Origin of the sequence: Nostoc sp. JL34 (assembly GCF_017114945.1) — a bacterium.
Taxonomy (GTDB): Bacteria; Cyanobacteriota; Cyanobacteriia; order Cyanobacteriales; family Nostocaceae; genus Nostoc.
In genome coordinates, this window is the sequence record NZ_JABXKQ010000043.1 from 22,497 (window position 1) to 35,047 (window position 12,551).

Annotated in this window: 10 protein-coding genes; 4 read left to right on the forward strand and 6 right to left on the reverse strand. The window is 42.5% G+C overall.

Going from position 1 to position 12,551, the window contains the following annotated elements; genetic code table 11:
* Positions 1-121 precede the first annotated feature (121 nt).
* The gene (locus HWQ44_RS08050) at positions 122-1,654 is read right to left on the reverse strand and encodes a SagB/ThcOx family dehydrogenase (RefSeq protein WP_292717336.1); all 1,533 of its coding nucleotides are present in this window, start codon (positions 1,652-1,654) and stop codon (positions 122-124) included.
* 264 nt (positions 1,655-1,918) lie between these two features.
* Here HWQ44_RS08050 and HWQ44_RS08055 point away from each other — a divergent pair, with 264 nt between their 5' ends.
* Entirely contained in the window at positions 1,919-2,755 is an 837-nt protein-coding gene (locus tag HWQ44_RS08055) for an alpha/beta hydrolase (protein WP_292717339.1), read from the forward strand.
* 288 nt (positions 2,756-3,043) lie between these two features.
* Positions 3,044-4,774: a serine/threonine-protein kinase gene (locus HWQ44_RS08060; RefSeq protein WP_292717252.1), complete on the forward strand. Its 1,731-nt coding sequence runs from the start codon at positions 3,044-3,046 to the stop codon at positions 4,772-4,774.
* Between the two features lie 244 nt (positions 4,775-5,018).
* Here HWQ44_RS08060 and HWQ44_RS08065 read toward each other — a convergent pair whose 3' ends face one another.
* From HWQ44_RS08065 to HWQ44_RS08085, 5 genes are all read right to left on the reverse strand, one after another.
* Complete coding sequence (locus HWQ44_RS08065; protein ID WP_292717255.1) at positions 5,019-5,807, reverse strand: ABC-2 family transporter protein; 789 nt, start codon at positions 5,805-5,807, stop codon at positions 5,019-5,021.
* Between the two features lie 77 nt (positions 5,808-5,884).
* Positions 5,885-6,868 carry an ATP-binding cassette domain-containing protein gene (locus HWQ44_RS08070; protein WP_292717258.1) on the reverse strand — a complete coding sequence of 328 codons (984 nt, stop codon included), beginning with the start codon at positions 6,866-6,868 and terminating at the stop codon, positions 5,885-5,887.
* A gap of 231 nt (positions 6,869-7,099) precedes the next feature.
* Positions 7,100-8,746 (reverse strand): AarF/ABC1/UbiB kinase family protein, encoded by a 1,647-nt coding sequence (locus HWQ44_RS08075; RefSeq protein ID WP_292717261.1) that lies wholly within the window; start codon positions 8,744-8,746, stop codon positions 7,100-7,102.
* A gap of 31 nt (positions 8,747-8,777) precedes the next feature.
* Complete coding sequence (gene yidD, locus HWQ44_RS08080; RefSeq protein ID WP_292717264.1) at positions 8,778-9,074, reverse strand: membrane protein insertion efficiency factor YidD; 297 nt, start codon at positions 9,072-9,074, stop codon at positions 8,778-8,780.
* A 78-nt stretch (positions 9,075-9,152) separates the two neighbouring features.
* Positions 9,153-10,217 (reverse strand): mannose-1-phosphate guanylyltransferase, encoded by a 1,065-nt coding sequence (locus HWQ44_RS08085; protein WP_292717268.1) that lies wholly within the window; start codon positions 10,215-10,217, stop codon positions 9,153-9,155.
* 115 nt (positions 10,218-10,332) lie between these two features.
* On the opposite strand from HWQ44_RS08085, the gene HWQ44_RS08090 reads away from it, so the two are divergent.
* Positions 10,333-11,853 carry an LCP family protein gene (locus tag HWQ44_RS08090; RefSeq protein ID WP_292717271.1) on the forward strand — a complete coding sequence of 507 codons (1,521 nt, stop codon included), beginning with the start codon at positions 10,333-10,335 and terminating at the stop codon, positions 11,851-11,853.
* A gap of 148 nt (positions 11,854-12,001) precedes the next feature.
* On the forward strand, positions 12,002-12,508 hold the full coding sequence (locus HWQ44_RS08095) for a pentapeptide repeat-containing protein (RefSeq protein ID WP_292717274.1): 507 nt from the start codon (positions 12,002-12,004) through the stop codon (positions 12,506-12,508).
* The last annotated feature ends 43 nt before the right edge of the window (positions 12,509-12,551 follow it).

Genomic DNA, 12,551 nt, shown 5'->3' on the forward strand with positions numbered 1-12,551 from the left:
CCGCATACTACGGAAAGCAAGCTACGCGCCGTGGACGCACCAGAAGAGTTCATTCGCGTAGCCTCTCGTAGAGAAGAATCTTTATGGACTTTGTGTTATTTGCGGTAGCCTGCGCTATGTTTTATCTTGGGCGTCCCAATGTAGTTATATATAAAACAGCTTCATCAGCAGGAATACCCAAAACATCATTTACTTGATCATCAAAGAATCCACCGATACCACTGACGCCTACATTCAGATGCATTGCAGCTAAATTCAAGCGCTGTCCCAAATGACCAGCATCCATGTGTAAGTAACGGTAAACGCGATCGCCATACTGTGCGATCGCAGCTTTCAAATCGGCTGTATGAAATAACACTGCTGCGGCATCCCGTCCTAATTCTTGCCCCAAACAGAGAAAATGTAACTCTCGCCGAAAGTTTTTAAACCGAATTTGGCGTAATTCTTGGGCTTTAGGTGCGTAATAATAACAACCTGCCTCCAATCCTTTGACTCCGCAAACAGCAATGAATGTTTCTATTAAATTCAGATCAAAGTAGTCAGGAGAAATATCTAAACTTTGGTCGATATAATTTTGCGGTTGGTAAGTGAAATCGAGTAAATCTTTCAATTCATCGAAAGTTAAATCATCACCATTGTAGGCGCGGGTAGAGCGTCGCTTGTACATAGTGATTTCTAACTCTGACAGTTTTTGTCCCCATTGTATGGGCGCAGTAGTGGTGGGAATTTTTAAACAGAAAGGAAAGTTGTATTTATCCTCCAAAGATTTTTCTTGTTTGATAGTTGGTAGATTGAGATTGCCAGTTATACCTGATTGGATTTGGGTGTGTCGATGGAAATATGTCAGCAGTTCGCCATCAGGAATTTGGGGATAACTGGTTTCGGTAGCGGAAGGTAAAGCAGTACATCCCAATGGCAAATTTTGATTGACATCTAACAAGTCTGCCAGAGGTAAGATAGCGATCGCACCTTCTTGTTGCGGATCGATATAAAGCAAATCGTTAACAGATTCATCCACAAAGCCGCCGATTAAATGGGGGCGATAGTCAGTAATCGCAGCAGCTAACTCGATATTGCCCAACAAGTGTCCCGTATCTAGAAAAATCCGACGATAAGCCCGATCTTCATAGCGCCACGCAGAACGATAGAAAACCGCAGTAACAATAATTGCTAACTGGGTATTTTCTAAAGAAGGATGCCAGAAACAAGCTGCTTGGAGAGTTTGCCAAACATCACTTTCCCAATAATGCATGAGAGAATGAGTCCGACACTGGTAGTTATACAGACCAGGTGGCAATAACGACGTACCACGGGAAACCACATACACTTCGGCAGGGTATAATCCGCCTGCACTGGGAGCAGCACGTAAATACACCGCACTACCCATAGAAGGCATTTTCGCCGTCAATCCATAGCTGCGAAACAACAGTCGCGAGAGTCTTTGCCACCATAGAGCATCTGGATTATTAGCATAAGCCTCTGCTTTTTCTTGGATATAGGGTTTGAGATCAAAAGTAGAGCCAATTTTATATTCTTTAAACGGCACTGGCTGTTTAGCCCAGTCTAACCGCTGATTTTTGGAGGCGAGAGTCTCAGGGTTGTATTTAGTCCGTTCGTGATAATGCTGGGCAATTGATTGGTGTAATTCTGGCATAGTACTTTCAATATCCTTGGCGCATCCTTTTTTTTGATCTTGGCATTCATTAGCCTCATTATTTCGTGTCAATTGGTACAATCCTCAGAGTCACAAAGTGGTATTTGGTAACAATTGAATTGGGCATTGGGCATTGGGCATTGGGCATTGTTCAAGAATCATTAGATTGTTCTTCCCCTGCCTCCCCTGCTTCCCCACTCCCTCATCTCCTTTCGCAGTACTATATAAACGCAAAACTATCTAACTAAGGGTGGATGTGCAATGATGCCTGTACGTCAAACTTTATCAAAGCCTGATATTCAACTTTCTTATTTAGAGTGGAACCAAGGTCAAGAACCTTTACTGCTGTTACATGGCTTAGGCGACCATGCTCTTGTGTGGTCTAGTTTAGGAGATTACTTGGCGGCAGACTACCACATAGTTGCACCAGATATGCGCGGACATGGCCAAAGTAGTAAGCCAGAGATAGATTATAGCTTTGAGAGTGCGATCGCAGACCTTGAAGCACTCATGGATCATCTGGGATGGACTTTTGCCCATATTGTCAGTCACTCGTGGACAGGCAAATTGGCCGCCATCTGGGCAAGGCAAAACCCAAAGCGTTTGCGGAGTATAATTCTTGTCGATCCAATTTTCATCTGGAAAATGCCCAGTCTTCTCAGAGTAACTTTTCCGATGTTATATCGCTTCTTGCCTTTTCTCAAAAGCATGGGCCCCTTTGCCAGCTACGAAGAAGCCGAACAACAAGCACAGCAATTAAAGCAATATCAAGGATGGACTTCCTTACAGCAGCAAGTCTTCCAAGCAGGAATAGAACAAAAATCCGATGGTAGTTGGGGCAGCAAATTTACCATAGCCGCCCGCGACGGAATTTTTGAGGCAGTAATGCAGGTGCCCGGTTTTACAATTCCCCTTCACACCCCTGCCCTATTCGTCCAGCCAAAACAAGGTCTAAACCGCCAAGGTTGGCAAATCCAACCCTACAAAACTTATCTTAAAAACCTACGCATCTGCCAAGTTCCCGGCAATCATTGGCCGTTTTTGACACAACCAGAAGCATTCAACCAAACTGTGGCAGCTTTCTTGGCAGAACACAGATAGAAAATCTCATTATTATTTAGACGGGATTATCATACTGCAACAGAAGAATTAATAGGAGCGATGTCTAAGGGGATTATGGCATGGGGCAAACAGTTCCGAGTTCCCAGTTCCGAGTTCTGAGTAAAGAAGTGAGATTTTCTACTCAGTACAGGCTAAACGCCCCGCTACCCCTAACAGCACTAATCAGGGGCATTGGGCATTGGTTATTCCCTCATCTCCCCCACTCCTCATTCCCCATTACCCCTTATCCCCAGAGGGGGCCCCACCTTCCCCACTCCCTAGTTAGTCATGAGCCTTTGTATCAATCCCGTTTGCCCTAAACCAAATCACCCGAATAATCATCAAAACCGCTTTTGTCAAAGTTGTGGTTCCCATCTGGAATTGCTAGGGCGTTATCGGGTGACGTGCCTGTTGAGTGACAAAACAGGTTTTAGTAAAGTTTATGAGGCATACGAACAAGATACTCCCAAAATCCTCAAGATACTCAAAGAGGATCTATCAGGCGACGCCAAAGCAGTAGAACTATTTCAGCAAGAAGTAACCGTATTGGGACAACTCAAGCATCCCGGCATTCCCAAAGAAGATAGTTACTTCCAGTATCAAACCCGAAATGGTTTAGTGTTGCATTGCATTGCAATGGAAAAAATCGATGGCTACAACTTAGAAAAGTGGCTACAGCAGCAAAATAGCCCCATATCCCAAGAACAAGCCATAGACTGGTTAAGACAGTTTATAGAAATTTTGGATGTAGTGCATAGCAAACAGTACCTACATCGAGATATTAAGCCATCTAACATCATGATTAAATCCCCCCTTGAGAAGGGTTGGGGAAACCTAGTACTGATTGATTTTGGCACTGCCAGTGAAATTACTAAAACCTACCAAGACCAACTCAACGACAGCGACAAGATGACAGCACTTATGTCATCTGGTTACAGTGCTCCAGAACAAATGAATGGTCAAGCAGTACCGCAATCAGATTTCTTTGCTTTGGGACGCACATTTATATTTTTGCTAACAGGAAATCATCCTTTGGATATGTATGATGTCCAGCACAATTTATTGTACTGGCAAAATCATGCCATCCATATCTCACCCTTACTGTTGAACTTAATTGATTGGCTAACAGCATTAGATATAGAAAAACGTCCTGCCAATACGCAGGAAATTTTGCATTCCCTAAAAGAAATTGAAACTCAACTAACAGAAACTAATTCTGTAAATATCAATCCCATAGAAGTTTCTCAACTTGAACCTTTACCCCAGCCTATTAAGCCTATTAATAACGACTTACTGTCTCCACATAAACAACCAGAAAAAGTGCCACTACTGGCATTTTTTGCAGCGTTGCTAGTGGTGTTAGGATTACTTAGTATAGTGGCTTTAACAACACGAAAATCAGAACCTTCTGGAATGTCAAGTTATAGACAATATCCAGAAAAAAAAGGGAGCATCAATTATTTTACTTATAGAGAAGGTAAGGATAGTCAGGGAAGAATAGCTGAGTTTAATATAGCGGTTTTATCACTAGAATATAAATGGCTTTTAGGTAGCAACTTTCAAATTAAATATAATGATGAGATTATTAGTATTGACCTTTTAAAATTGAACTTAGAACAAGAAGGTATAGATAAAATAATGGAAGCTCCTAGTGAGATTATCTCTGTAGGCACAGCTTCTTGTAAAGGTAACACAACAGTTCAAGAAGGTGTGGCTTTAGAACGTTCCAAACAAATACAACTTTTAGTAAAAAATTTATTTATTAATACACCAAGTGTCAAAGGTTATCGCTTATTAAATTTGGGTCAATTTCAACGAAGTAATTGTCAGGTAAATCAGGATTTAACCACATATCAGAGAAGTGTTATAATCATCGGCGTCAAAAAAGAATCGGCAGGTGTGATTATCGATGAGGCGCTACGGAATAGGTTAGAAAAGAAGCCTTTTGCTGATTTTAAATTAGAAGACTATTCTTTAGGGTCAGCACAAAAATTTAAGACGATACCGAGCAATTTATAAAATCTCTAGCAAAGTATATCAGTGCAGAGTCATAGCACATCGTAGATATTACCGCTATAGCCATAAACTACTGATGCCAAAAATCTCTCCATTTTCAGATTTAGAACAATTAAAGGTAATTTACTGAGGCGTATTCAAGATGAATATTTTAGATGAAGTGGATGAACTAATTCGCAACACTCAAATTTCCTCAATTGAGCTAAACTCTTGGGTATAAACCTCGTAATTAGGAATTATAAATTGTTCATGCTCCCATCCCAGAATACCGCTTCAAACCCACACGCCAAAGCAAGCGATTCGCACCCCAAAATACTAATATCCAACCCACCATTGACCAAAATCCCCGTCCTATATCCACGGGTAGCCCTACCAAAAGACTCGCAGGAAAATCAATCAAATAGGGAAAAGGCGTAAACATAACTATTTTTCGTACTGGTTCTGGAAAGACCTCTAAAGGTGCTATCAAACCAGACAAAAATAGATAAAATAACAACCAGAAATTTTCTAAAGCGCTAGCCCGTTCTGTCCAAAAGGCGAACATGGCAAAAGTGTACTGAATCAAAAACCGCAAAGTAAAAGCTAGCACTCCCGCCAATGTAAACAGCAAAAATCTATCTAAACTTGGTATCCAAAAAGCCTGGGGATAAAGAATAAAAAATAATCCCACTAATAAAAAAGCAAACATTAGGCGAGCAAATCTTTCAGAAATATGGGATGCAACATGATGCCATACTGGGTCGAGTGGTTGTAGTAACTTGGGCGAAAGCTTGCCTTCCACAACCTCCCTTTCAAAGTCCCAAATTACCCAAACAACTGTGAGTTGTCTGACAATAAAAACCGTGATGAAGTAACGGGCAAAATCCACAGGTGATAGCCCAAACTTTCCTCCTTGTGCGGCTTGTATCCAGACACCCATGAGGATAATTGGCAAAGACCCAGCTAAAACCCATAATATTAGTTCTGCCCGATACTCAACCATATAGGCGTAGTATACTGACAGCAAAGTTAGGGCTTTTCTGATTATCTGCTTCATTTATTCACTTTCCACTACAAAAATTACCCACCTACTCAGAATTTCTCACTCTTGTAGAGACGTGATTAATCGCGTCTCTACTCCACAACACCTGCCTGAAAAACTCGTCCAATTACTTCTTCCACAGGCGGTTCGGTAACTGTTAAGTCAATTACCTCTAAATCCGCTAAAATCTGAGATACGGTGCGGGTAAGCGCCTCTCGCGATACTGTAAAACGCACTGCTCGCCCTTCTAAGAGTTTCACGTCACCATAGGTCATGAGTTTTTCTATTGGTAGAGGTTGGGCTAACTCTATATAGACTTCTCGGTAAGGAGCAAAACGTTCCAGCAGTCCATCTAAGCTACCGTCATACATCAGGCTTCCCTGGTGAATCAATAGCACCCGTTGACACAAAGCTGTGATGTCAGCCATGTAATGACTCGTCAACAGCACTGTAGCCTGATAACGCTGATTGTATTCACGCAAGAACTCGCGCACCGCTACTTGAGCATTTACATCCAATCCTAGCGTCGGTTCGTCTAGGAATAATACGTGGGGACGATGCAAAAGTGCTGCCAATAATTCTGCCTTCATCCGTTCACCTAAAGACAGTTTCCTTACTGATTGGGTAAGTTTGCCTTCTAGGGAAAGCATCTCTGTTAATTCTCCCACACGCCGTTGGAACTCTTTATCAGAGATGTTGTATACAGCAGCATTAATTTTCAGAGAATCGAGAGCTGGTAAGTCCCAAATTAGCTGCTGCTTTTGCCCCATTACCAAGGTAATTTTTTGCAAAAATGCTTCTTTACGATGAAATGGAACTTGTCCAGCTACTTTGACTGTACCGCTAGAGGGATGAATCAGCCCCGTGAGCATTTTGAGTGTAGTGGTTTTCCCAGCACCATTTGGGCCCAAAAACCCCACTATTTCACCAGGAGCAATTTCAAAGGAAACATCCTGAACTGCTTTAATTGAGCGGTAGGTGCGGCGAAAAAAGTGAGTGATTGTACCTTTAATTCCTGGACTTTTAACTGCTACTGGATAATATTTACTCAGATTTTCAGCAATGATGATTGACATATTTTTTTTATATTTGAACCACAGATGTACACACAGAGAAGCCTGAGCGGCAGAAGCCAACGCTCAGACTTCGGGGTAAACACACATAAATTATTGGTGTTTAGCGCTGTTGACAGCAGGAGTCATTCAATTTTATATTTTAGATTTTTTCTTCTATTAAAAATCCAAAATGACGCTCTATACGAGACGCTAAAAGCGAACGTGGACTCGCTAACAAAATCTAAAATGGTTCTACCGTAAACGTCCCGATCGCAATGTACTGATAATTAACCACAAACCCAATAAACTAGCGACTGCAAATAGGATAGTGCTTAAAAAAGATAGCTGAGTTGTCTGCGCTCTGGTGGAAATAATTGCTGCACCCATAATCAGCGAACCCACTAAAATACTAAAAGATAGTCGGTTAGCAGCATCGTCCATAGTGCGCCGCACCCCATCTAACCCCCGCAGCGATAGATTCCACTGTAAGGTTTCAGAGGTAACTCGATCTAATAACAGTTCTATTTGGCGGGGAGATTGGAGAGACAGACTTTTTAGATCCAAGGCTGTCCTCAGGAGCGATCGCACTGGATTATCCCCTACTAGCTGGCGACGAAACAAGTCTGTAATTAATGGTTTGACTTCATCAAAAAAATTAAGCTCTGGGTTGAATGTCCGCGCTACCCCTTCTAAATTTGCTAGGGTTTTGGCATACAAACCCATATTACTAGGCAACTTAATTTTATTGTTGCGGGCAACTTGTAAAACTTCATAAATTATCTGACTGAAGTTTATTTGTGTGAGGCTAACATTGTGATACTTTCGCAACATGCGATCGTAATCATTTTCTAACCGCGATAAAATTACTGGTTGAGCAGAATCTGATAGCTGTAAAGTTAACTGAGCGCACCTCTGAGCATCTAAATCAACGATCGCTAACAACATTTCTGTTAATATCTGCTGTGTCCGGGGATCGAGTCTTCCCACCATGCCACAGTCTAAGAGAGCGACACGACCATCTTTGAGATAAAACAAGTTTCCTGGATGGGGATCGGCGTGAAAAAAGCCATCAATATATAGTTGCTGGAAAAATACCCGAAATAACAAAGTAGTTATTTCTTTACGCTTTTCGGCAGAGTCTTTAACGTTGGGGTCATTATCCAAATCTGCCGCCAGAAACGGTACTCCATCCAGCCATTCCATTACCAGCAATTTCTCTGTGGTCAACTCCCAGTTAATTTCCGCAACCACTATTTGTGTGGGATCGTACCAGCGACTTTTAGATAAGTTGCGCCGCAGTTGGTCTGTAAAACCCGCTTCCCGTGTAAAATCTAACTCAGCTTCTAAGGCTTTGGTAAATTCTTCAGCAGTAGATTTGATTTCATAGGTTTGCCCAAATTCAGTCCGCGCCACTAAATCGGCAATACCTTGAATTAAAGCAATATCTTGGGCAATAGTAATATCAATTCCTGGACGTTGCACTTTCAGAGCGACTTCTCGACCGTCTGCTAATGTAGCGCGATGTGTTTGGGCAATTGATCCCGCGGCTACTGGAATCGGATTAACTGTGCTGAAGGTTTCTGCTAGTGGACGTTTTAATTCTTTGCGGAGGATTATTTCTATCTCTGACCAAGGAACTGGTGGTACTTCGTCTTGTAAAGTTGACAATTCCTCAATATAGGAGGCGCTTAGTAAGTCGGGGCGGGTAGAAAGTAGCTGACCAAGTTTGACGTAAACTGGCCCCAAGTCTACCAGAATATTTTTTAAAACCGCAGGTGTCGGCAGCTGGGGTTCATCAGCTTTGCCACCAGTAAGCAACCTTCGCATATAGTCCCAGCCATTGCGAAGGAAGACTTCCAGGATTTCTCGTTGACGGGGAACAGTTTGGGTGAGGAACATTGTTGTAAAAAATTGCAAAGATGCAGAGGAGTTAAAGAGGTAAGCAGCAGGGAATGACAATACAACCGAAATCGGCTCTATTTTTGATGCCTGTTAAAGTTTTGCTAGCTGCTGCACAATCTTGAAATCTTTTTATGGATGATTGTACGGCTTCGTAGAGCTTCTGTTCACTCAGAAGAGTTTTGACGTAATTAGAGCAGGAATCCCCACCGTGTAATAAGCGATGGGAACAAGAAAATCCTTTGGATGGAGAAATATATTTTTGATAGGCAGTAATAGAATCGATTGCCATTGTCTTGGCAAGAGGCTCAAAGCGAATAATGTCCATAACTGTCAGATAAAATAATAGACTGTCAAGTTATAATGGAAAAATAGACTTTTTCGCCTCTGCCAAGGGTTTTAACTTTTATAGCAGGTCGGTAAATCGGGAATCACTTTGGAGAATTTTGAGGATCTGCTTGATTTCCTGGGTACGTTCTTTTTTAACAACGAGGGTGACATTGCGATCGCGCACAATCACCACGTCCTCTAAACCAATAGTAACAACTACATCCTCTGGATTTGAGGCATAAATAATCGCCCCCTGCGTATCCAGCCCTACGTGGGTAGCAAGTTCCACATTGGGAGTCTCTTCTGTCTTCAGTAAGCGTTCGATCGCATTCCAATCTCCTAAATCATCCCAACCAAAATCAACTGGCAAAACGTATGCTAGAGTTGTCTTTTCCATTAAGGCATAGTCTATACTCTTCTTAGGCAACTGGGGATAGATATCAGGACCATGTTGTTCTAAAGGTTCGATAATTTCTGGAGCATGGGTATGTAGTTCCTTGAGAACAACCCCTGCCCGAAAAACGAACATTCCACTATTCCAGCTAAAGTGTCCCGTAGATAAAAAAGTCTCTGCCGTTTCCCGGTTGGGCTTTTCAGTAAAGCGGTTGACATGATAAGCTGGCAACTCATTAAAGCTACCTATTTTTTCACCTTGTTCAATGTAGCCGTAACCGGTTGATGGAAAAGTAGGCTTGATCCCCAGTGTAACGATCGCTGCTGTGCTTGTTGCCAGTTGCGTAGCCGCGCTTAATGTGTGTGCAAAGGCTTCTTGGTCAGCAATCCAGTGGTCAGCAGGGAAAAAGCCAATCACAGCGTCTTCTCCATAGCGCTGTTTGATTTCTAAACTTGCCCAAGCAACGGCTGCGGCAGTATCTCTTCCTTCTGACTCGATCAGTAAGTTTTCAACTGGTAAATCAGGTAATTGTTGTCTTACCCCTTCAGCTATCTGACTAGAAGTTATGACCCACAAGGAATCCCAACTTCCTCCGAGTGCTAACAAGCGATCGGCGGTTGCTTGTAATAGACTTCTAGAGCTACCATCAAGACTTAAAAATTGCTTGGGTCGGTCTTTGCGACTCAGGGGCCAAAAACGTTCACCTTTACCACCAGCAAGGATTACGGGGAACAATAAAGTATTCATGTTGTCATACACGCCTACCGAAGAACATTACAAGTTTACAGTGAGCTTTTCCACTGGCAATATTTGTAGCTTGCATTAACATACTTTTAGGGAGTGGTTGAGTGGGGAGATAATTGTGATAAAACAAGTCGAATGGTCGGAAAATCCGGTTACATCTCAACAAGTAGTAGAGTTTGAAAATGAAGTGCGATCGCAGCAACTTCAACGGACAGAAAATCAAGTAACGCCTGCACCAGTAGCCGACTCAGAGGAGGAGGAGGTCGAACTAAACCAGCCAGCGAATCTGAACCGTAGCGTCGTCGAATCTGTAGGCGCGATTCCCAATCAGCTTTCTGAGAGACTGGGCTTAACCATGCCTCGATGGCTGTTGTGGATCATGACGGTTGTCATTGGCATCATCTTATCTGGGCTGCTGGTGTCAACGTTAGCGCTGTGGACTCCTTTGTGGAGCAATCTAGATCGAACAGATGAAGATTTAGGAACTGCTGGTAAAGACGAGCCAAAAATTCCACTACCAGGGGAATTATGGAGCAAACTCTCCCAGTACAAGCTTTCACGACCGATGAATATTTTAATCATGGGGATTGAACCAGTCAGCGGTACTGTTGATGGCTCACCAGAAAGCTTTGCCGGGAAAAGCGACTCCATGCTGCTGGTACGCCTTAATCCTAGTGAAAAATCTGTACGGGTGCTTTCCATTCCCAAAGATACAATGATTGCCATCCCCGAAAAGGGAGAAAAGGGATTAACTAAGGTATCTGATGCCAATGCCAAAGGCGGCCCAGTCTTGGCAGCACGGGTAGTTAGCCGTACCTTAAACAACGCCCCAATCGATCGCTATATCCGTATTTCTACTAGCGGCTTACGGCAGTTAGTCGATCAGTTAGGCGGAGTAGAGGTTTTTGTTCCCCAATCAATGGAATATAAAGACTCCAGCAGCCGACTGTCGATTAATTTAGTCAGTGGCTGGCAAACCCTCAACGGCGAACAAGCAGAACAGTTTGTCCGATTCCGCGAACCAGGTTTGGGAGATTTGCCGAGAGTGCAGCGTCAGCAAGCACTAACAGCAGCCCTGCTGCAACGCTTAAATAGTCCCACTGTCTTACCCAGGTTGCCTCAATTAACTCGCTTAATGCGAAAATACTTTGATACCAACCTGAAGATGGAAGAAATGATGGCGTTGGTGAACTTCGGTCTCAACTTGGATCGCGATAATTTCCAAATGACCGTGTTGCCTGGTACTTTTAGCCGTTTTAGCAAAGACCCTGATAGCTATTGGCTGAATATGACTGGACAACAGAGCCTGTTGAATGATTATGTTGGGGTAAATGTACCTGGTCTAAAACCAGATATGCGTCAGGTTCCTAACCTCAAAATTGCTATTCAAAATGCTTCAAATCAACCTCAGCTAACTGAAAAAGTTATTGCTTATCTCAAACAGAAAGGCTTTAATAATATTTACAAAGTGCCTGATTGGCCAGATACTCAACGTCAAACTCAGATTATTGTCCAAAAAGGCAACCGACGAGTTGGAGTTGATTTGCAAAAAGTCTTAGGCTTGGGTCAAATTGAGGTGTCTGCCATTGGTGATTTAGAATCTGATCTGACAATCCGCATTGGGAAAGATTGGAAATAACGAAGAATCATTAGTCATTAGTCATTAGTCATTAGTCATTAGTCATTGGTTAAATGACAAAGCGCAAAGTTCTGAGCAGAGGTTTCCTCTGCTCAGAACTTTGTAAGATAGGACTAATGACAAAGGACTACTGAAAAATAATAAAGTTATGAAAAAGATTTTACTCCGCTTTTTGGGTTTGATTGTGATTTTGCTACTAGCCTTTGGGTGGATAATACTTAATCCCAAACCGGCTTTCGCTCAGATAAACACAATTAATTACAACAATATAAATTTAGAAAATCGTGACTTTTCTCATACTAATTTGGCAGGTGTAACTTTTGTAGCAGCAGAAATGCGGGGGACGAATTTTCAAGGAGCGAATTTAACCAACGCAATTCTGACTAAAGGAGTTTTATTAAAGGCAAATTTGGAAGGTGCGAACTTGAGCGGCGCTTTAGTCGATCGCGCCACTATGGATGGTGCTAACCTGAAAAATGCCATCTTTACTGAAGCAACTTTGACCCGCAGCCGCTTTTTTGATGCTGATGTCACTGGCGCTGATTTTACCGATGCTTTAATTGACCGCTATCAAGTGTCACTGCTGTGTGAAAGGGCTGATGGCGTAAATCCGGTTACGGATGTGTCAACGCGAGATAGTTTGGGTTGTCGATAGTAGGATGTGTTATTTTAAGTTGACACCAATACCAATGTACATC